This is a genomic window from Alicyclobacillus fructus (assembly GCF_017329605.1).
Classification (GTDB): domain Bacteria; phylum Bacillota; class Bacilli; order Alicyclobacillales; family Alicyclobacillaceae; genus Alicyclobacillus; species Alicyclobacillus fructus.
On record NZ_JAFMTY010000009.1, the window covers coordinates 76,160 to 97,072 of the forward strand.

16 protein-coding genes are annotated in these 20,913 nt (G+C 63.5%); 1 reads left to right on the forward strand and 15 read right to left on the reverse strand.

Features of this window, described 5'->3' with window-relative positions:
- Nucleotides 1-84: 84 nt before the first annotated feature.
- The 6 genes from J3481_RS06505 to J3481_RS06530 form a co-directional block, all read right to left on the reverse strand.
- Nucleotides 85-1,908, reverse strand: a complete 1,824-nt coding sequence (locus J3481_RS06505) for a phospholipase C (protein WP_206831044.1) — start codon at nucleotides 1,906-1,908, stop codon at nucleotides 85-87.
- 193 nt (nucleotides 1,909-2,101) lie between these two features.
- Nucleotides 2,102-3,091, reverse strand: coding sequence for a 3D domain-containing protein (locus tag J3481_RS06510; RefSeq protein ID WP_206831045.1), 990 nt, complete (start codon nucleotides 3,089-3,091; stop codon nucleotides 2,102-2,104).
- Between the two features lie 281 nt (nucleotides 3,092-3,372).
- Entirely contained in the window at nucleotides 3,373-4,764 is a 1,392-nt protein-coding gene (gene murC / locus J3481_RS06515; protein WP_206831046.1) for a UDP-N-acetylmuramate--L-alanine ligase, read from the reverse strand.
- A 15-nt stretch (nucleotides 4,765-4,779) separates the two neighbouring features.
- Nucleotides 4,780-6,078, reverse strand: a complete 1,299-nt coding sequence (locus J3481_RS06520; RefSeq protein ID WP_206831047.1) for a bifunctional folylpolyglutamate synthase/dihydrofolate synthase — start codon at nucleotides 6,076-6,078, stop codon at nucleotides 4,780-4,782.
- A 13-nt stretch (nucleotides 6,079-6,091) separates the two neighbouring features.
- Nucleotides 6,092-8,737, reverse strand: coding sequence for a valine--tRNA ligase (locus tag J3481_RS06525; RefSeq protein ID WP_236011308.1), 2,646 nt, complete (start codon nucleotides 8,735-8,737; stop codon nucleotides 6,092-6,094).
- Between the two features lie 289 nt (nucleotides 8,738-9,026).
- Nucleotides 9,027-9,563 (reverse strand): hypothetical protein, encoded by a 537-nt coding sequence (locus J3481_RS06530; RefSeq protein ID WP_206831048.1) that lies wholly within the window; start codon nucleotides 9,561-9,563, stop codon nucleotides 9,027-9,029.
- Between the two features lie 132 nt (nucleotides 9,564-9,695).
- Here J3481_RS06530 and J3481_RS06535 point away from each other — a divergent pair, with 132 nt between their 5' ends.
- Nucleotides 9,696-9,857 carry a hypothetical protein gene (locus tag J3481_RS06535; RefSeq protein WP_206831049.1) on the forward strand — a complete coding sequence of 54 codons (162 nt, stop codon included), beginning with the start codon at nucleotides 9,696-9,698 and terminating at the stop codon, nucleotides 9,855-9,857.
- 83 nt (nucleotides 9,858-9,940) lie between these two features.
- Here J3481_RS06535 and J3481_RS06540 read toward each other — a convergent pair whose 3' ends face one another.
- From J3481_RS06540 to lon, 9 genes are all read right to left on the reverse strand, one after another.
- Nucleotides 9,941-11,374: a prolipoprotein diacylglyceryl transferase gene (locus tag J3481_RS06540; RefSeq protein ID WP_206831050.1), complete on the reverse strand. Its 1,434-nt coding sequence runs from the start codon at nucleotides 11,372-11,374 to the stop codon at nucleotides 9,941-9,943.
- A 109-nt stretch (nucleotides 11,375-11,483) separates the two neighbouring features.
- Nucleotides 11,484-12,791: a glutamate-1-semialdehyde 2,1-aminomutase gene (hemL, locus tag J3481_RS06545; protein WP_206831051.1), complete on the reverse strand. Its 1,308-nt coding sequence runs from the start codon at nucleotides 12,789-12,791 to the stop codon at nucleotides 11,484-11,486.
- A gap of 11 nt (nucleotides 12,792-12,802) precedes the next feature.
- Nucleotides 12,803-13,783 (reverse strand): porphobilinogen synthase, encoded by a 981-nt coding sequence (hemB, locus tag J3481_RS06550; RefSeq protein ID WP_206831052.1) that lies wholly within the window; start codon nucleotides 13,781-13,783, stop codon nucleotides 12,803-12,805.
- 5 nt (nucleotides 13,784-13,788) lie between these two features.
- Nucleotides 13,789-14,532 (reverse strand): uroporphyrinogen-III synthase, encoded by a 744-nt coding sequence (locus J3481_RS06555; RefSeq protein ID WP_206831053.1) that lies wholly within the window; start codon nucleotides 14,530-14,532, stop codon nucleotides 13,789-13,791.
- Nucleotide 14,533: 1 nt separating this feature from the next.
- Complete coding sequence (gene hemC, locus J3481_RS06560) at nucleotides 14,534-15,451, reverse strand: hydroxymethylbilane synthase (protein ID WP_206831054.1); 918 nt, start codon at nucleotides 15,449-15,451, stop codon at nucleotides 14,534-14,536.
- Nucleotides 15,452-15,469: 18 nt separating this feature from the next.
- Nucleotides 15,470-16,261: a cytochrome c biogenesis protein CcsA gene (gene ccsA / locus J3481_RS06565; protein ID WP_236011310.1), complete on the reverse strand. Its 792-nt coding sequence runs from the start codon at nucleotides 16,259-16,261 to the stop codon at nucleotides 15,470-15,472.
- A 14-nt stretch (nucleotides 16,262-16,275) separates the two neighbouring features.
- Nucleotides 16,276-17,631: a glutamyl-tRNA reductase gene (hemA, locus tag J3481_RS06570; protein WP_328702052.1), complete on the reverse strand. Its 1,356-nt coding sequence runs from the start codon at nucleotides 17,629-17,631 to the stop codon at nucleotides 16,276-16,278.
- 127 nt (nucleotides 17,632-17,758) lie between these two features.
- Complete coding sequence (yihA, locus tag J3481_RS06575; RefSeq protein WP_206831056.1) at nucleotides 17,759-18,421, reverse strand: ribosome biogenesis GTP-binding protein YihA/YsxC; 663 nt, start codon at nucleotides 18,419-18,421, stop codon at nucleotides 17,759-17,761.
- Entirely contained in the window at nucleotides 18,418-20,853 is a 2,436-nt protein-coding gene (gene lon / locus J3481_RS06580; protein WP_206831057.1) for an endopeptidase La, read from the reverse strand. Before lon ends, yihA begins: the two co-directional genes overlap by 4 nt.
- Between the last annotated feature and the right edge of the window lie 60 nt (nucleotides 20,854-20,913).

Below are 20,913 nucleotides of genomic sequence, written 5' to 3' on the forward strand. Positions count from 1 at the left end.
AGGCGGGGCGTATGCAAGGGTTGATAGAACGCAGCCCCTCGCGTAACCGCTCGATTGAAGAGACGCGCGCGAGGGGCAAGCGGTTCACTCTGCATCTTGGGGCGAGAAGAGGTAGAACGTGAGGTTCCCTGAAGTATACGTGTGCAGATCCGCACCGATCAGCCGGTCGATCTCGTCCACCGGGATCATCCACACACCGTTTGAGCGAATGAGCGGCGCCTTCAGCTGAACCTGTTGACCATCCAGGTAGATGCGGCCGGACCGCTCGTCGATCATCACGTCGTGGCCCTGATACGAGAACCGGGCGAGCCCCTGACTGACGCGGAGCATGACGTCCAGGTCTTGCGCGTAGTGGTTCAGGCTCAAGTACGTCACTCCGCGAATGACCTCGGGCTGTTGGTCCGGGGTGACTGGTTCGCCGGTCGTCGGATCGAGAAAGACGGGCGGATTGTTCAGATGCCAGTCGAACATGTTCATGATCGAACCTGCCAACGTGTCGTAGGAGGCCGGGCCCAGTGAACCAAGGTCCCAGTTGTCCTCGATGAACTTGAGCACCGACGTCTGATCGATCAGGGTGTGGTCCACGAAATTGTGCTTCGCGTAGGGCGAAATGAGCAGGAACGGCACGCGAGGACCGTACCCAGCGCGATCCGTCCCGTTTTGCAACACGGGCTTGCCGCCGATCACGTCCACGGCCGGATCGTTCGAACCGTTCACGAGCGGAGGCATCACGTGATCGTACCAGCCGTCGGAATCGTCGTAGGTGATGACAATCGCGGTGGAAGACCACTCAGGCGACGCCTCGATCTGATTGATGGTCTGGACCAGCCAGCGCTGTTCGTCGAGCGGATCGGAATAACCCGCGTGACCGTCCTCATATTCCGGCGCTTTCAGAAAGCTGACGGCCGGCATGTTTCCGTTGTGAAGCGCCGTGAAGAAGTCCGTGATGTCATACTGGTGATTCGCCTGATCGGTCCGGCCAATCATCGAGGGGCTCGACGGAGGCAGGTGGTTGGGATTAGCTGTCGATGCGTAATATTGGAACGGCTCGTGGTGCGCGCTGTAATCGGTCGTCTCGTCGGTGCCCGCGATGTTGTTGTCCTTTGCATTGGGATTGGCGAACCCGCCTTGGAACCAGCCCCAGGTGATTCCCTTGGCGTTCAACAAGTCGCCGATGTTCTTGCCCGACATGGCCAAGGTCACGCCCTTGGAGGCGCTGTCATAGTACGGGTCGAGATCGCCGATGTCCACGCCGTTTTGGGTCACGGCGCTCGGGAAGTTTTTGCTGCCGGGCTGTAACACCTGGGCGTTCCCCGACGTCACATTGGATGAGTAGACCGTGGCCCCGGCCGTGTCACCGGAAATCAGGTTGAGGGCGCCCGGCGTGGACGGGCCGTATTGGGTGCAATAGGCGTTGTCGTTCAACGCGAAATGTTGCGCGTAATACCACAGCGCAGTGACGGTGTTGCCGTCGTAATAGTCGAGATCGATAGGATTGCCGCGGCCAACCGTGTTGATAAAATTGTCCATGCGGCCTCCGTCCACCGACTGTTGCTCGGGGGTGTAGTTGTGGTTCATGTCCGGCGTCACGGCCTGGCTGCGATCCAATCGCTCGGGATTCGCGCCATTCGGGTTGTGGGTCAGCAAACTGCCTGAGAGCCCGTTCACGGTGGGCGTGTCAGGCGCCGCGTAGAAAGGCGGCTCTCCGGAAGGATTGGCGGCTTTGGGGTACGTGGCGAAATAGTGGTCGAAGGAGACGTTTTCGTCGAAGATCACGACCAAGTGGTGAATGGGCGTCGCCGTGCTCACAGATGCATTGGCGGAGTCGCCGGCAAGCGCCTGCGGCGCGAGCGCCGTCATCATGGCGATGGCCGTCGCCAAGACTGAAGACCATCGACTGGATTTCATCGCGGTAACCCTCCCCTTTTGGTTCTACGAGGAGAAGGTAACCAGCTATTGTTGAACTCTTGTGAATTCGCGGTGAAGGCGGAGATAAGATTTTGTATCCCGAGCGGATGAGCGAGGCTGTGCATCAGAGCCTGTGCATAAAAGAGGGGGCCAGAAGCCCCCTTGCCACCCTTACCCCTATACCGCTTGTGGTTTATCCAAGCACGTAAATCGTGATGGTGCGAGCTCCCCACGCATCCGCCTGCGAGAGCGAGCCCATGCAGATGTCGATCCGATCGCCAACGATGGCCGATCCCGTGTCCGCGGCGATGCAAACGCCGATGCCAGGAATGTACACGCGCGAGCCGAGTGGAATGACACGCGGATCAACCGCGATCACGCCCGGTTCAGCGGGCACGCCCGTGGCGGTGGTCCCGCCGGCCACGTATGCGGTGGCCACGACCGTCAACGACTCGCGGATGAGCCCTGGATTCGGATTCGCGGATCTCGTGGCGAGCGCCGTCTGCACCGGCTTTGGTTCAGCCGTGCCAACCTCGACCACCGCATCGACGGGTTCCCTGACGACCCGCTTCACCACCCGTGTCGAAATGCACTTGCCATCCCGATAGACGCGCGTCGTCTGAACTTGCAGCAACCCTTTCACACCGTGCGTCACGTACTGGACATGCCCTCGAAGAAGTTCACTGGTGGTGCGACGTATGGTCTGAAACGGTATTTCCTGCGCCTCGGTGATGGTTTCCGTCACGTAGCGGTGGATCTCGATGGTCTCGCCTTGTCGAATCGCGTCGGTCGCCTTGACGTTCATCCGATCGTGCGGCGTGAGTTCGATGTGCTGGCCCTTCAACAACGCTCCTACCGTTTTCGCGAAGGTCCACACCGTCTCCGTCTTGCCCTCGAAATCCAAGGTCACTTCCTTGGGGCTCTCGATGGTCACGATCTCGCCATTGACGACAGAGCTATCGAGTGCCGGGCTCACGCGGTCCCGCTTGCCTACGTGGACTCCGTGCTGCTCCAGGAATTCGTCCAGTGTTCCGGTCGAAAACCCACGCAACACTTTGCGCTGCCCATTGTCTGACACCGTGATGGTCTTGTAGGTGCTTGCGACTGCGGTTCCCGCTCCGCCAAAGCCCACCGCCGCCGCCGTCACCGCCGCCACCACGGCTTTCGACTTAGGTAGACGCACTCCCTCACCTCTTTCCGTATTTTCCCTTACGGATAGGGGGTCGGGCTGCGGACAGTATAACGGGATCGCGGCGGGATTGCAAACCACGTTTTGTAAGCGCATTCGCCGCCGCTCACCCGGCAGCCTGAATGGGTTTTCTCTGATTCTATAGGAAAGGGTATGGCAGATGAACGGGAAACATGTCGAGCGAGCCTGAGAGATTTTCGAGCATGTTCGACACACGGCGGGCGGCGCGATCGGTTCCTCCCGACCCCGCCGCCCGTTTCGCAAGAGCGCCACGGTTATACGAGCGCCTGTCGCTCCGGTACCTGCAGGATGTCCGCCAGCCCTCTGGCCACTTTCCACACATCTCCTGCGCCCATCGTCAACACGAGATCTCCCGGGCGAACACGCTGAACCAGGTAGTCGATCACGTCGTCATGCGTCGGGATGTACAGCGTGTGGGGATTGCTCAGCCGCGCAATTTCGTTCGCCAGACTCGCTGCGGACACGCCGTCGATCTTGCGTTCCCCCGCGGGCGAGTAGATATCGCACAGGATGACCTCGTCCGCCTCGCCAAACGCCTTCGCGAATTCTTCAAACAGGAAAAAGGTGCGCGTGTACCGCTGTGGCTGAAACACCGCGAGAATGCGCCTGCCCGTCGACTTCGCCGCAGCGATGGTGGCGCGGATTTCCGTCGGGTGATGAGCGTAGTCGTCGACGATCAGCACGTCGTCCACCTCCGCCACCACCTGAAAGCGGCGCTTGGCCCCGTGGAAGCGAGACAGCGCTTCAGCGGCGGCGTCGAACGAGAGTCCCGCTTCCATGCAGACCGCGATGGCCGCAAGGGCGTTTAACACGTTGTGTTTGCCCGGCAAGGCGAGACAGAGCGTGCCAACGAACTCGCCGTTCACATACACATCGGACCGTGAGGCGCGATCGCGAAGCTCCACACGGCGCGCGGTCAGATCCGCGTCCTCCGCAAACCCGTACGTCACGACGCGGCAGCGTGCGGCGGAGCGAAGTTCACGAAGGTTGGGATCGTCGGCGGACATCACCAGGAGCCCCTCCGGCGGGATCTGGCGGATGAACGTCGCATATGCGCGCTTCAGATTCTCGAACTTCCCGTCGTAATGCTCGAGATGATCCGCTTCCACATTGGTCACCACCGCGATGGCGGGCCGATAGTGAAGAAACGATCCGTCCGACTCATCGGCCTCGGCGACCAGAAACCGCCCCTTTCCGGCCTTCGCATTGTCCCCGAGATCCGCGACGACGCCCCCGACGACGAAGGTCGGATCCAGGCCGTTTTGCTCCATGGCGAACGCGATCATCGAAGTCGTAGTCGTCTTGCCGTGCGCTCCCGTCACCGCAATGCCCATGCGATCGTCCATCAATCGCGCCAGCATTTCGCTCCGGTGAATCACGGGAATGTTGCGGGCCCTCGCAGCTTCCAGTTCCACGTTATCCGGCTTGACCGCAGTGCTGTGGACGACAAGATCCGCTCCTTCCACATGTTCCGGCCGATGCCCGTAATAGACCGTGGCCCCGCGCGCCGCCAACTTTTCCGTCAACTCGTGCCGGGAAACATCCGATCCCGACACTCGATATCCCAGGTCCAACATCACCCTCGCGATGGCGCTCATTCCATAGCCGCCGATCCCGACGAAGTGCACATGTTCCGAACCGCGCACGCGCCTCACCGTCCTTTACTGCCATTCCTCTGCTCCAAGTGCAATGATAGTGTTCCGCGCCAACTCCGCCATATACAAATTTCCCCAAATGACGATCGGTTCGGGGTGTTCCAGAGCCTCTTGAACCGCGGCCTCGACGGATGGCATCACGCGGATCGAAAGATCAGGCCGGATCTCGCGAGCCGCCTCCGCCAACGATTCCGGATCCGCCCCGCGCGGATGGGGAGAACGTAACACCAAAACGTCGCGCGCCAAGGGAAGCATCTGCGCGAGCATCCCCCGCACGTCTTTGTCGGCGAACGCCCCAAACACCATGTGCCACCCGCTCGCCCCAAGCGCCTTCCCCAGGCGCCGAAGGGTCCGGGCGAGGGCGCGCGCGCCCTCTTCGTTGTGTGCCCCGTCGATCACGGCAAGGCGACCGCGAACGCGAAACACCTCGCACCGAAGCGGCCAACGCACACCCTCGAGCGCCTTCAGGGCGCGCTCCCAGTTCGCTTCGGACAATCGTCCCTCCCCTAGCTCCACCATCGCGAGGCTGACGGCGGCGTTCTGCGCCTGATGCTCACCGCGCAAGCCAAGGCGAACACAAGGCGCATCTCGGAAGAGTCCCCGGTACGCGCCCCGGAGCCAGAAGCTCGAACTGGTGGGCGTGAACTGCACGTCGCGCCCGACGCGCACGAGCCTCGATCCGCGTTCCGCCGCCGTGCGCCCTATGACACGGTACGCGCCATCGGCACACGCGGTGACTACGGGCACGCCGGGCTTCACGATCCCGGCCTTCTCCCGGGCGATGTCGACGAGCGTCGGACCGAGGATCTCGACGTGATCGTAGGACACGTTCGTGATGGCCGTCACGCGCGGCACCACGACGTTCGTCGCGTCGAGACGGCCGCCGAGGCCCGTCTCCCAGACCACGCGCTCCACGCCCGCTGACCGAAACGCGAGCAGTGCGACCGCCGTCAGGACCTCGAACTCTGTCGGCGGATCGGAGGGGCTTGAGGCGCGGCGCACGGCCTCCACGTGATCCGCGAACGACGGCTCTGGGATGGGCAGCCCGTCGATGACAACGCGCCCGTTGAAGCCGCCAAGGCCAGGCGACGTGTACAGACCCGTGCGGTACCCTAGGGCTTTCAGCATCGCCGCCAGCATCGCGCAAACCGAGCCTTTCCCGTTGGTTCCCGCGACGTGATAAAACCACAAACCTTCCTCAGGGTGGCCCAAATTCGACAAAATCCGACGCATCCGGTCGAGACCGGGCTTCATCCCGAACCGCCGGAGCGAACTGATGTAGCGGACCGCTTCCTCGTATTGCATGGTTCCCCGCCTTCTAGCCTTCGAGCGACGCCAGCCGCTCCTCGACGGCGAGGAGCTTCGCGCGGTAGTCCGCGAGTTTCTCCCGCTCCTGGGCCACGACCTCCTGCGGCGCGCGGCGAACGAAGTTGTCATTCGCGAGTTTCTTCTCCAGTCGCTCGACCTCGGCCTTCAGGCGATTCACTTCCTTCTTCAGGCGCTCGCGCTCGGCATCCATATCGATGAGGCCGGCGAGCGGGATGTAGATCTTCGCCCCTGTCACCACCTGCACCGCCGCCTGTTTCGGAGCTTCGATTCCTGCCCCCACTTCCACCCGCTCCGCGTTGCAGAAGCGCACAATCATATCCCGGACGCGATGGACCACGTCGCGGACGCGCTCTGAATCACACGCGATCACGACCGGTACAGCAGTTCTCGGCGGAATCTGAAGCTCCGAGCGCACATTCCGCACGGCACGGATGACGTCCATAGCCAGGCGCATCTGCTCCACGGCGGCCTCGTCCTGCGGCAGATCTGCCGCCTCGGGCCACTCGGCGTCGATCAACATACCTGTAGTGTTCGGCAGCGCCTGCCAGATCTCCTCCGTCACAAACGGAATGTACGGATGGAGTAGCGCGAGCACGCGCGAGAGCACCGTGAGAAGGACCGCCTGCGTCTGCCGCTTCTTGTCCTCGCGATCGCCATACAGGTTGATCTTGGCGAATTCGATGTACCAGTCGCAGAACTCGTCCCAAGTGAACTCGTACACCGCGCGGGCCGCCTCGCCCACATCGTACACCTCGAGCGCCGACGTGACCCGGCGGATGGTCTCGCCCAGCCGATGTAGAATGAATCGGTCGGCGAGATCGAGCGATTGCGGGTCGAGCGCCTGAGGCGAAGATTCCTCGTCCACATTCATCAGCACGAACCGAGCCGCATTCCAGAGTTTGTTCAGGAAGTTCCGGGCGCCCTCGACCTTCTCCCAGGAGAACCTCAGGTCATTGCCGAGCACGGTGTTCGACGCGAGCATGAACCGGAGCGCGTCCGCGCCGTACTTGTCGATCACGTCCATCGGATCGATGCCGTTGCCCTTCGACTTGGACATCTTTTGGCCCTTCGCGTCGCGCAGGAGGCCGTGCAACAGCACCGTTCCAAATGGCATCCTCCCCGTGAAGTGCACGCCCATGAACACCATGCGGGCCACCCAGAAAAACAGGATGTCATAGCCGGTGACCAAGAGACTCGTCGGATAAAAACGGGCGAGATCGGGCGTATCCTCCGGCCACCCCATCGTCGAGAACGGCCAGAGCGCGGAAGAGAACCAGGTGTCGAGCACGTCCTCGTCCTGTGTCACGTCCGCCGATCCGCAGTGGAGGCAGTGATCGAGATCGTCCCGGGACACGGACACTTGACCGCACGATGCGCAGTACCACGCCGGAATCCGATGGCCCCACCACAGTTGGCGCGAGATACACCAATCGCGCACGTTCGTGAGCCACTGTTCGAACACTTTCATGAACCGATCCGGCAAAAAGCGAAGTTCTCCTCTGCGCGCACGCTCCAGCGCGTCTCGCGCCAACGGCTCCATTCGAACAAACCACTGCTCGGACAGATACGGCTCGATGACGGTGCCACAGCGCTCGCAATGGCCGACGGCGTGATCGAGCGGCTCTTCCTTCACCAGAAAGCCCTCTTCGCGTAGCGCCGCGACCACCCGCTCGCGCGCCTCCTCGCGGGAGAGACCGGCGAAGCGCCCCGCGAGATCGGTGAGGCGGCCCTCTTGATCGAGGCAGACGAGTGCAGGAAGCCCGTGGCGCTCGCCGACCTCGAAGTCGTTCGGATCGTGCGCAGGGGTGATCTTGAGGCATCCGGTTCCGAAATCCCGCTCGACGTAGCTGTCCGCGATGACGGGAATGGCGCGGTTCGCGAGCGGCAGCCGGAGGGTCTTCCCGACCATCGCGGCGTAACGGTGATCGTCCGGATGTACGGCGACGGCCACGTCGGCGAACATGGTCTCCGGCCGGGTGGTGGCGATGACGAGGTGGCCGGAGCCGTCCTCGAGCGGATACCGGACGTGATACAGCACGCCAGGCTCTTCGATGTGTTCCACTTCGATATCGGACAGCGCGGTGCGGCAGCGGGGGCACCAATTGATGATGCGATTGCCGCGGTAGATGAGACCCTCTTCGTACAGGCGCACAAACACCTCGCGCACGGCGCGCGACAGGCCGGGATCCATCGTGAACCGCTCCCGCGACCAGTCGCAGGAGGCGCCGAGCGAACGGATCTGACTCGTGATGGTGCCGCCGTACTGCGCCTTCCAGGCCCAGACGCGCTGCACGAACGCGTCCCGGCCGAGATCGTACCGCGACTTTCCCTCCTCCTCGCGCAGAGCCTGTTCCACGCGCGCCTGGGTCGCGATGCCTGCGTGATCTGTGCCTGGGATCCAGAGCGTCGAATATCCTTGCATCCGGCGGAAACGGGTGGCGATGTCCTGCAACGTGGTGTCGAGCGCGTGGCCGAGGTGGAGAACGCCCGTCACGTTCGGCGGAGGCATGACGATGGAAAACGTCCCGCGACCGCCGTCGCGAGGCGCAAAATGGCCGCCCCGCTCCCACACCTCGTAGATACGCGATTCGACGGATTTGGGATCATACACCGTGGACAGCGTTCGTTGCGACATGTGAATCCTCCTCGTCTCATGGAAAAGAGCCCTCAGTCCTTCAGGACGGAGGGCTCCGCGATACCACCTGAATTCCCCAGGGCGCCATGAAGCGGCGCGGGGCACTCGAACATCGATAACGGGATGACCGGCACGGCTCCAGGACGACCTTCAAGCGACCGGAAGGGGCGCGGTTTCAGCACTAGCCCGCCCTCTCTGGACAACCGGCGACGCCCTACTCCTTCCCTTCTTCGCCTTCGCGTATCCGATTGGATCTGGTACGTATAGTACGCAACCCGGGAATTGGTTGTCAAGATTTTGGCCGCCTGCCGCGACCGCGGCGCTTCTTCTTGCGGTGAATGCGCACGCGCGGCCTTTCATCCCCGGCCGCTCGCCGCTCCTCGGCCTCCTTCCGCGCACGCTCGGCCATGACCTGAGCTCTCCGGCGCTCCGACCAGTCCGTGCTCCAGCCGTACACCCAGGCGAACACCAGGGCGATGACGAACGTCATCGCATTTTGCAGCAAGAGCGCCCGCTCGCCCCCGTGAACGATGATCTCACGGGTCTCGGCGTACCCAAGCGTGTACTGAAATAAAAAGCCGAGCAGATAGCTCACCGCGGCGACCGCGAGTCCGTTCAGGCTCCGCCTCTCTTTGGCGCGCTGAACCACCATCACCACGGCGATGAGCGTGCCGAGTTCTGCGGAGAAGAAGAACGAGTACTTGCCTCCGGACGCGTAGTACACGATGCACTCCAACGCGGCCACGGCAGCCACCGTCAACAAGTCGAACCGCCAGTACCAGCCGCGCCACACGCCCGTCTTCCAAGCGTTTGTTGTGGACTCCAACCGACTTCCTCCAGACCTGCCGCAAGTGTGGACGACCCTATGTTATCAGATCCAGCGGCGTCTGCATACTCGAAGACCACTCCGTCCAACGGACGCATATACATGTATCGGCTCAGTGAGGAGGTCGGCCCCGTGGGGTTGTTTCAAAACTTGCTCAGGTTCGTCAAGTTGTTGCTCGCACTCGCCATCCTGCTGCTGTTTTTTCGCGCCATCTTCTGGCCAAGCGCGCTCGATCTGCTCATCCTCATGCTGCTGTTTCTTGTCTTCTTCCTCATGTTCCTCGGCGCCCCTTGACGGCAAAGGCGCGCACAAAAATGCGGGAACCGCGACTTCGGCCACGATTCCCGCCGATTCCTGTTTTTCTTTCGGCCGTCTGGTCAGTTGAGCGTCACGACCTTCTGGATGGTGACGCGCCGCTCAGGGACCAAAAGCGCCGTACCGGGCTCAGGTTGACCTTGGAGCCAGGGATTCGCGCGCTCGAGCTCGCTCGGCAGACAGCCACAGCGCTCCGCCACGGCCTCCAAAGTCTCGTGTTCCAGAACAATGACGAATCGCAAGGTGTGGCGCGGTTCCGGCGCGTTGAAATCGACAAACGACCAGAGCTTCTTGTTCTGCGGCTTCGGCGCTTCGCTCTCGTGTCGCGCTGCGTCTTCGTCTCGCGGCGAAGCGGGAACCTCGTCCAGCGCCTGCTCCTCGACCTTCGATTCCTGCTGGACAACGGCCTCGGTTCGCTCATCCGCACCGGACGCGAAAAACGAGATCTTGGGCTCCGCGCTGTTGGGCTCCGCGCTGTTGGGCTCCGCGCTGTTGGGCTCCGCGCTGTTGGGCTCCGCGCTGTTGGGCTCCGCGCTGTTGGGCTCCGCGACGATACTCGATTCCTCTTCCACAACGCCCTCGTCCTGCGCCTCGGCGCGCACCTGCTCGACGATTTCGGGCTCTTCCACGGCTCTCGGCGCTTCGTCAGAGGACCCAGGCGCCCCCGCGCGATCCTCGGCATCGAAGACCACATCGTCCGCCTGATGCACGAATTCAAACGACGCCACGGGCACCACGTGCGATCCGGCCACAGAAGCCCAATTCGACCCATCCACTGCCGGACTCGTCGTCTCTGCTTCAACTGGCGTGTCCGCGGGCGTCGTGTCCGGCAGGAGCCGATCGAAGGCGGCGAGATCGCGCTGAAGCGAGGAGGGCCCCTCCTCCTCACCCTCGCCCGACGGCTGCAAAGGTTCGGCCCCGCCGCGCGCCTCACTCACCGCCTCGAGCGCAGACTTAGGAGGCGTCGTCTCCCCGGAGACCTCCGCTTCCTCTCCGCGAAGCGCGGCCTCGAATGCAGCCTCGGTCTCCACCGTGTCAACCGGAAGGCCCGCCGAGCCCAATCCGGCCTCTGAGCCGTAAGCCTCCTGAACCTCCTGGCCGCCGCAGCGGAACAGGTACCCCTTCGACCCGTTCAGCCCGTGCACCTCCAGCCAACCGCCCAGATGGAGCCAAGCGTCGCCCGAGACGGTCAGTTCCACCCCGGCAAGGCGGCTCTTCACGTTCAGCACGCCGGCCTGCTGTGCGGATGTGGGCACCCGCAGCAAAAACGGCAGCCGTTGATGAACATGTACCACCTCACCGCTTGACGCCTTCTGCACGTAGGCTGCGAAGACGATCGCGCCCTCGAGTTGGTAGGTGTCCCGGTCCTGATCGAACGCGACGATTTCCGTCGCGACGGTCGCATCTTGAACCACATCGCCGGAGGCGACTTGTTCGGCGTAGACTTCTTGATCGACCGGCAGCCGAATCAAGAGTTCGCGCGAAACTTCGGACATTCGAGCCCCTCCTCAAAACCGCAGGATTCCACCACCAATCTATGTCCCGCCATCGCGAGATATGTCGATGGAGCCGCGGTTTGAGGGCGGATCTCCTTGTGGCAGCGCCTCACTTCCTGGCCTTCGCGATCCGCCGGAAGGCGCGATCCATGGCCTCGATGGTCTTGTCGATCTCGGCCTCGCCGTGAACCATCGACATGAAGCCGCTCTCCAACTGCGCGGGCGCGAACGCGACGCCTTCGTCCAACATGGCGTGGAAGAACTCGGCATAGAGCGCCTGATCGCAGGCCTTGGCCGTCTCAAAGTCGACGATGGGACCTTCGTGGAAAAACAAGCCGAACATGCCGCCGATGGCGTGCCCCGTTGCGGGGAGGCCGTATTGGGCGGCAAACTGGCAGAAGGCCTCCGCCAATCGCCGGCCATAGGACTCCAACCGCTCGTACGCGCCCTCGGCAGCTGCGCGCTTCAACATGCGCAGCGACGTCAACCCCGCGGCCATGGCGAGCGGATTTCCGGAGAGCGTGCCCGCCTGGTACACCGGCCCTTCGGGTGCCACGAGGGCCATGAGATCGCGCCGCCCGCCGTAAGCGCCGACGGGCAGACCTGCGCCGATGACCTTGCCGAACGTCGTGAGATCCGGCATGACGCCAAATCGCGCCTGCGCGCCGCCGATTCCGACGCGAAAGCCCGTAATGACCTCGTCGAAGATGAGGAGCGCACCATGGCGGCGGGTGATCTCGCGCACGGCCTCCAAATACCCAGGCCGAGGCAGAATACATCCCATGTTGCCCGCCACCGGCTCGAGGATCACCGCCGCGATCTCGTCGCCGCGATCGGCAAACAGCTTCTCCATGGCCTCCGCGTCGTTGTATGGCACCGTGAGCGTCCGCTCAGCCACCGTGGCCGGAACGCCCGGAGAGTCCGGCAGGCCGAGGGCCGCCACGCCCGATCCGGCCTTGACGAGAAAGGAGTCGGCATGCCCGTGATAACACCCAATGCACTTGACGATCGCCGTTCGGCCCGTGGCGGCGCGGGCCAGGCGGATCGCGCTCATCGTCGCCTCCGTGCCGCTCGAGACCATCCTCACCTTTTCGACGGAGGGCACGAGCTCCACAATCGCCTCCGCCATCTCCGTCTCCAATTCGGTGGGCACGCCAAAGCTCGTACCGCGCGCGGCCGTTTCCGCAATCGCTCGCACGATCTCCGGGTGCGCATGCCCCCAGATGAGCGGCCCCCAGCTCATCAGATAGTCGATGTAACGGTGCCCGTCGATGTCGTAAAGATAGGGCCCTTCGCCTCGATCGGCGAAATAGGGCGTGCCTCCGACCGCGCGAAATGCCCGCACGGGAGAATTCACGCCGCCCACCAGCACCCTCTGCGCTCTGGCGAACGCCTGCTTGGATCGCTCCCCGATCATGTTCAACCTCCTCAGCGCTCTTCTTCCCGCAGCCACCGAAGCACGTCCGGCGCGTGATAGGTGAGAATGAGATCCGCCCCTGCCCGCTTGAACGAGGTCATCATTTCCATCACGACCGCTCGCTCGTCGATCCATCCCTGCAAAGCCGCGGCCTTGACCATGCTGTATTCGCCGCTCACGTTGTACGTCGCGATGGGCACGTCGAACGAGGCGCGCAGGCGGGCGGTGACGTCCATGTAGGCGAGCGCGGGTTTCACCATCAGCATGTCGGCCCCTTCTTCGAGGTCCGATCTCGCCTCTCGCATCGCTTCGCGGCCGTTGGCAGGATCCATCTGATAGCTCTTCCGATCGCCAAACTGCGGCGCCGAGTCGGCGGCCTCCCGGAACGGGCCGTAGAACGACGACGCGTATTTGACCGCGTACGACAGGACGATCACGTCCTCATACCCGTGCGCATCGAGCGCCTCGCGAATGGCCGCGACGCGGCCGTCCATCATGTCGGAGGGCGCCACGACGTCCGCGCCGGCCTGCGCGTGCGACACAGCGGTTTTCGCCAACAGTTCCAGGGTCGGATCGTTGACGATCTTGCCGTCCCTCACAAGGCCGCACTGGCCCAGGGGGTTGTACTCGCACAGGCACACGTCCGTCATCACGACGAGATCCGGGTTCTCGGCTTTGATGGCGCGAATGGCCTCCTGCACGACGCCGTGCTCGTGATACGCGGAGGACGAGAGTTCGTCCTTCTCGCGCGGGATGCCGAAGAGGATGACCGACTTCAGCCCCAACTCCGACAGCGAGGCGATCTCCTTGCGCAGCGCGTCCAGCCCGTAGCGGGACACGCCGGGCATGGAGGAGATGGGAGATATCCCTTGCAGTCCCTCTTCGACGAACATGGGGTACACGAGATCGTCCGCGTGGACGCGATGTTCGCGGACGAGATCGCGCAGATAGGGTGTGCGGCGAAGGCGACGATGGCGGCGGAACTGGCTCATGTCGATCACGCTCCCGAAGGGTACAAAGTTTCAAGGTATTGGATCAAGGCGCCGTGTGAGGGCTCGGGCGGGGGAGCGAGATGCCTCACGCCCCGCGCTTCGAGCGCGCTGGCGGTGGTGGTGCCGAAAGGCAACCATGTGAATCTCCCAGGCGCGAACAAGTCGCCGCTCGACGGATGGGCGGCAAGGGCGGAGACGGCGGATGGGCTGAAAAGCGCGACAACATCGCCCTCGCGCGCCGCCAATCGATCCGCCGCCTCCGGCCGGAGGACGGTGTCGTACACGGTCCACTCCGTGACGTGCCGACCCGCGCGGCGCAGCACCTCCGGCAGCACCTCGAGCGCCAGCCGTCCGCGCGGAAAGAGGAAGCTCTTCGGAGCCGGGCACACCTCGACGAGGCGCCGAGCAAATTCTTCCGCGCCGCGCACGCCCGGAAAGTGAACGGCTCGAGGCGCTAGAGCGCGAAGTTCCCGCCAGGTCGCAGCTCCCAGCGCGAACACGGCAGGCGCCGCCCGGAGCCGATCGACGACTTGCTGGTGTTGCGACACCGCGCGCACCGCGGCCATGGAGGTGAAAACCCACGCCTCGTGCCCTTCCACGGCTTTTGCGAGCTCCGATACGGCGTCCGCAAGCACCACCGTATCCACGAGGGGCACGTGTTCGGCGACAAAGCCTCGGTCGCGGAGGGCTAAGGTGAGGGCGAGGCCGCGATCGCCGGACTGAGTCACCATCACGGCCGGTCGGGACATGTCAATCACCTCGCGCTGCGGAAAGCCAGTCCTCGGCACCCTGGCGCAGCGCCTCTTCGGCGGCGGCGGCGCCGAGCGCCCGCGCGTCAGGCCCTGTCCGTTCCAGTCGAACATGACCGTCGCCTGCCGGATGGGCGACAAACGCAAGCAGGCGCAAGTCGCGACCCGCGGGCTCGGCGTAGGCGCCGATTGGAACCTGACAGCTGCCCTGAAGCCTTGAGAGAAATGCCCGCTCCGCCTCCACCGCGCGCGTGGTCTCGGCATCTGCGATGGCAGACAGGTACCGCAACACCTCCGCGTCGTCGGCGCGGCACTCGACGGCCAGAGCGCCCTGTCCGACGGCCGGAATAAACTGCTCGACCGGGAGATACTCCGTGATCCTCGCGGCCAGCCCCAAACGCTTGAGCCCGCTCGCCGCGAGGACGATGGCGTCGAATTGCCCCTCCTCGAGCCGTCTCAAGCGCGTGTCCACGTTGCCGCGAAGCGTGTCCACGCGGAGATCCGGCCTGAGGTGGCGGATGGCCGCCTGTCGACGCAGGCTGCTCGTTCCTACGCGGGCCCCGGCGGGAAGCTCGAAAAGCCCTTGGCCCGTTCGGCTGACGAGCGCGTCGCGCGGGTCCTCTCGGCGCGGGACAGCGCCGATGACCAGGCCATCGCGCAGTTCGAACGGAACGTCCTTGAGGCTGTGCACCGCGAGATCGGCCTGTCCGCTGGCGAGGGCGTCCTCGATGTCGGCGACAAAGAGCCCCTTCCCCCCCACCTCGGACAGCGCGCGATCGACGATCTCGTCCCCGCGCGTCCGGATGGGCACAATCTCAAAGGCCGCATCGCGCGCCACCTGGCGCAAAAGATCCACGACGTATTGGGTTTGGGTGAGCGCAAGCGCGCTCCGCCTCGTGGCGACTCGTAGGGTGCGCAACCTTCATCCTCCCTTGGGTCACGGCACTCTCCCGCCGACGAACAGGAGGTTCGTCAGCACCGCGACAAAACAAATGACCTGAAACACCATCATGGCGCGCGTCGCAGCCTTCCGGCTCACGCGCCAAATCAGGTAACTGATGTACAGCATGAGACAAAAGGCTGTCACCATAAACTTCGGCCATGTGAGCAGCCAGTGGTGCAGCACGATTTCGCCCCACCAACACCCGGTGACAATGGCCAAAAACAGCAAACCTGCCCCCGTCGCGCTCGTGAACAGCGCCAGGCTGTCGAGCGTGGCGAGCGAAGGCAGGTGCAAGTACCATCGATCGAACAGGCGCCGGCGCAGGCGCGCCTCAAGCACCAGGTGCATCAGCGCGAACGAAAAACTGAAGGCGAACGCCGCGTCGCCAAGCACAGCCAGGGCGACGTGAAGCGCGAGAAGGCTGGACGCAGGGAGAAACGGGGCACTGGCCTGCGCCTGCAAGCCACCCGCGACGAGCGCGAGGCCGAATCCCACGGCGTTCAGCAACAAGACCACGGGGCTTGAGACAAAGCCGCGCCCCATCGCCACCGTGATGACGATCATCAGCCAGGCGATAAACAGGGCGAGATCGCCCCGAGAATAGTCGGCCGCTTCATGCAGCGAAGCCAGCCGAGCGAGGAACACGACCGTGACCAGCGCACATGCGGCGACAAACAGCCCATACCCCGTCCGCGACGACCCCGGCCGCGCGTGCGCGAATGACCAACCGGACCACACGAGCGCCAGCGCATACGCGACCATGCTCAGGACATACCACGCACCCATGACAATCTCGCACCTCAGGAGAGCGCCGGTTGCCGACCCGCATCGGCGACGCTCGCAGAGCCTCGCCTCCACTCGATGCGGACCCGGTCGTGAAGCTCACCCGCCTCCAGGCCGAACAACGCGGCGAGCGTCTCCGCATAGCCAGGATCGCCCGACTGCAGCGCCAGCTCCTTGACATTTCGCACCGGTTCCCGCAACAACTGATGGACGATGCTCATCATGTGCTTGTGAATCACCTTTTGCTCGCGCTCAGTCAAATGAGGCAACTTTCGCAGGAGGCTCGCCATCACCTCTCGCTCAATGGCCTCTCCCCGCTGATGCAGCGCGGCAATGACGGGGACGACCTCCTGCTCTGCCAACCACTGCGAGAAGGCGCGCACGCCGTCGTCGATCACGGCCTCCACCAGCGACTCCTGGCGAGCCCGCTCCTCCAGGTTGGCCGCCACCACGCCCTCGAGATCGTCCACATCGTAAAGATACACGGACGCGGACTTTGCCGCCTCGGGCTCGACGTCGCGCGGAACGGCGATATCCAGGATGACAAGGGGGCGACCGCGACGCGCGGCAAGGGCCTGCGCGACCATCTCCGCAGTCAAGACGTACGATCCGCGGCCGATGGCACTGAGCACCACATCCGCTTCCCGCAAAGCCCGAATGAGCCCCGCCCGTTCGAGGGGGAAGGCATCTCCTCCGACTTCCTTGGCGAGGGCCCGCGCCCGCTCAAGCGTTCGGTTGACGATGACAAGCGACTGTGGCTGTTGTGAAGCGAAATGGCGAGCCGCCAGCCCAGCCATGTGACCGGCGCCGATCACGACGACACGCTTGTCGCGAAGTTCCCCAAGCACCTTGCGCGCCAACTGAACGGCCGCATAGCTGACGGACACCGCCTCTCGACCAATCGACGTCTCCGTCTGCGCCCGTTTGCCCACGTGGATGATTTCCCGGAACATCCGGTTGAACACGGAGCCCGTGGCGCCTTCTTCCAAAGCCAACTGATACGCATCCCGCATTTGACCGAGGATCTGCGTCTCGCCGAACACCACCGAGTCCATTCCGCACGCCACTCGCATGGCATGGCGAACCGCATCCTCGCCCTCGCGCACGTAGGCGTAGTGCCAGAGCACATCGCGCTCCACACCGGTCGTTTTCGCCACAACGGCCAGCGCAAAATCCGAACCCGCGCGCGCGCTCGGGCCGAGCCCATAGACTTCGAGGCGGTTGCACGTCGAGACCACGACGCTCTCCAGCACCGTCCGCGATTCGCGGAGCTGCGTCAATACGTGACGAACCTCGGCTTCGCCGAGGCTCACGCGCTCACGCAGTTCCACGGGCGCCGTCTTGTGGCTCAAACCCACGACGAAGATGTTCACGCGCCTCACCCCCATGTCCTATCACATTATATAGCAGGGGGAGCGCCAACCCAAGCGCTGAAGCGAAAGCCGTGTGACGCTCCCTTGAACGTTTGGAGATCGCACGAACCGGCGAGCATCCCACGCTTCATGCCTCGCCTTCCGTTTGCCCCGTCCGCGTGGGGGACGTGTCGGCCGCCTCCAGGGACGCATCCGCGTTCGCTGAACTGGGCGATGCCAGGTCCTCTTCGATGATCCGCCAGATGTCCTCGAGCCCCACCCGCTTCTCGGCCGACACGGGCCAAACGTGGGCGGAAGTCCGAAGTGTCTCGCGGATCACCTTGACATGCTTCGGGATGTGGCTTCGTCCAATTTTATCCGCCTTGGTGGCCACGACGGTCACCGGCACGCCGAGATCAAGGAGCGCCTCGTGCACCGCCACGTCGTCCTTGGTTGGCTCGTGCCGAATGTCGATGAGATGAAAGATGCGCATCAGATCTTCGCGGTCATTCAAATACCGGTCGATCATCGCCGCAAAACGCTGCCGCTCCTGCTTACTCACCGCCGCGTATCCGTATCCCGGCAGATCGACAAAGCGAAAGACCTGATTGATGAGGTAGAAGTTGATCTGGCGCGTCTTGCCCGGTTGAGCGGAGACGCGAGCGAGTTGTTTTCGGTTCAACAGACGGTTGAGCAACGTGGACTTGCCCACGTTGCTCCGACCGAGAAAGGCAAATTCGGGCAACCTCTCTTTCGGCCACTGATCGGGCCGAACCGCGGTCGCCTCCAGTTCCGCACTCCGAATGATCACTGGTGCGCTTCGCCTCCTCCGAATCGACTGTCGGACCAGATGTCGGTCCACCATGGTTCGTCGGCCAACGAACCTGCGGCGTGATCGAGCGGATTGTCGACCAACGCGAGGCGCAGGACCTCGTCCATGTGCGAGACGGGGACGAACTCGACCTCCGCTTTGACGAGATCCGGCACGTCGTCGAGGTCCTTGACGTTGCCCTTGGGAATGAGGATGGTTCGAATGCCCGCGCGATGCGCCGCAAGACTTTTTTCCTTCAGTCCTCCAATCGGCAACACCCTCCCCCGCAGCGTCACCTCGCCGGTCATGGCCACGTCGTGGCGGACCTTGACGTTGGTGAGCGCGGAGACGAGCGCGGTGGCCATCGTGATGCCGGCCGAAGGCCCGTCCTTCGGAATGGCGCCTTCCGGAACGTGAATGTGAATGTCAACCTTTTCGTGGAAGTCGGGCGGCAGCCGAAGCGCGCGGCTGCGGGATCGCACGTACGACAGGGCCGTCTGCGCGCTTTCCTTCATGACATCGCCGAGCTGACCCGTGAGCACGAGCTTGCCGGAGCCTGGTACAATGGAGACCTCGACGAGCAGCAGATCTCCGCCCATTTCGGTCCACGCGAGTCCCGCGACGACGCCGACCTGATCCTCCTTCTCCATCTCCCCGAACTCGTACTTGTGAGGACCCAGATACGAACGCAGCACGGAGCTCGTCACCGTCACGCGCTTCGCCTCGCCCGCCGCCACCGCGCGAGCGGCCTTGCGGCAAATGGCCGCCAACTGACGATCGAGCTGGCGAACGCCCGCCTCGCGCGTGTAGTGCCGAATGACCTCCAGCAACACCTCGTCGGAGATGCGCAGGCGGTCACCCTTGAGCGCATGCGCCGCCCTCTGCTTCGGCAACAGATGGTCTCTCGCGATGTGAAGCTTCTCGAGCTCCGTGTAGCCGGAAAGTTGAATGACCTCCATGCGATCTCGGAGTGGCGCAGGGATCTGGTACACGTTGTTGGCGGTTGTGATGAACAGGACGTTCGACAGGTCATACGGGATCTCGATGTAGTGATCCGAAAAGGCGTGGTTCTGCTCCGGATCGAGCACCTCCAGCATGGCTGAGGCCGGATCGCCGCGAAAATCGCTTGCCATTTTGTCGATCTCGTCGAGCAGAAACACGGGATTCACCACGCCTGCCTGGCGCATGCCCTGCAGGATTCGCCCCGGCATCGACCCAATGTACGTCCGGCGATGACCGCGGATCTCGGCCTCATCGCGGACCCCGCCGAGCGAAACCCGCACGAACGGCCGTTTGAGCGATTTGGCGATGGATCGCGCGAGTGAAGTCTTGCCCACGCCCGGCGGCCCTGCCAAACAGATGATGGGGCCGGTCTGCTTGTCGGTGAGCGCCTGCACCGCAATGAATTCCAAAATGCGCTCCTTGACTTTCTCCAGCCCGTAGTGCTCCTCGTTGAGGATGCGCTCTGCCCGCGCTACGTCGGCCGTGGATTTCGCCGTTTCCATCCAGGGCAAAGCGAGCAGCCAGTCGATATAATTGCGAACCACGGTACCCTCGGCCGAAGCCGGCGGAATCCGCTCGAGCCGGGCGATTTCCTTTTCTACCCGATCCCGCACGTCCTCCGGCATCCGCTTGGCCGCGAGTTTCTCTCGCAGTTCGTCGACCTCCGCCTGCCGGCCCTCCTTGTCGCCGAGTTCGCGCTGAATGGCCTTCATCTGCTCGCGCAGATAGTACTCCTTCTGGGTCCGCTCCATCTGCTTGCGCACGCGCTGGTGGATCTTGCGCTCAAGCTCGAGGACCTCTCGTTCATCCGAGAGGATCTGCAGCAGGCGTTCGAGGCGCTTTTCGATGTCGAACGCCTCAAGAATGTCCTGCTTCTCGCGAACCTTGAGCGGCAGGTGAGAGGCCACTGCGTCCGCAAACTGCCCTGGATGCGACATGTCCACGACCGTCGCGTAGGTGTCGAGATCGAGCTTGCGCGACAGGCGCACGTACTGCTCGAACTGCTGCGTGACGGACCGCCGCATCGCCTCGATGGCCGGCGTCGACGGCACATCCTCGGGTTCGTCATACGTCTCGATGCGCACGGTGAAGGATTCGTCTTCCGAAATGAACTCGCGCACGACCGCCCGCTTCAATCCTTCGACGAGGACGCGAATGGTCCCGTTCGGAAGTTTGAGCATCTGCTTGACCCGCGCTAGCGTCCCGACGGTGTACAGGTCGTCCGACGACGGGTCGTCCACCTGGCCATCCTCCTGCGAGGCGAGCACAATGAGGTGGTCACTCGAAACCGCCTGCTCGAGGGCGCGCACCGATTTGGGGCGGCCGACGTCAAAATGCAAGACCATGCCAGGGAACACGAGCAATCCCCGAAGCGGCAACAACGGATAGACGTCCTTGGTCTTTGGCACCGAATGCTCCTCGGTCGCCATGCCCCCACCTCCGAACTCTCTCCCGTGGCGATGCCCTTCATTGTATCCAAACGCGATGGC

What these genes read in the sequence shown, in the direction of transcription:
- J3481_RS06525 (WP_236011308.1), bottom strand. Translation starts at nt 8,737, where the DNA reads ATGTCGCAACGAACGCTGTCCACGGTGTATGATCCCAAATCCGTCGAA.
- ccsA (WP_236011310.1), bottom strand. Translation starts at nt 16,261, where the DNA reads ATGGGTGCGTGGTATGTCCTGAGCATGGTCGCGTATGCGCTGGCGCTC.
- J3481_RS06540 (WP_206831050.1), bottom strand. Translation starts at nt 11,374, where the DNA reads ATGTCCGAAGTTTCGCGCGAACTCTTGATTCGGCTGCCGGTCGATCAA.
- hemB (WP_206831052.1), bottom strand. Translation starts at nt 13,783, where the DNA reads ATGAGCCAGTTCCGCCGCCATCGTCGCCTTCGCCGCACACCCTATCTG.
- hemL (WP_206831051.1), bottom strand. Translation starts at nt 12,791, where the DNA reads ATGATCGGGGAGCGATCCAAGCAGGCGTTCGCCAGAGCGCAGAGGGTG.
- lon (WP_206831057.1), bottom strand. Translation starts at nt 20,853, where the DNA reads ATGGCGACCGAGGAGCATTCGGTGCCAAAGACCAAGGACGTCTATCCG.
- J3481_RS06520 (WP_206831047.1), bottom strand. Translation starts at nt 6,078, where the DNA reads ATGCAATACGAGGAAGCGGTCCGCTACATCAGTTCGCTCCGGCGGTTC.
- J3481_RS06505 (WP_206831044.1), bottom strand. Translation starts at nt 1,908, where the DNA reads ATGAAATCCAGTCGATGGTCTTCAGTCTTGGCGACGGCCATCGCCATG.
- J3481_RS06555 (WP_206831053.1), bottom strand. Translation starts at nt 14,532, where the DNA reads ATGTCCCGACCGGCCGTGATGGTGACTCAGTCCGGCGATCGCGGCCTC.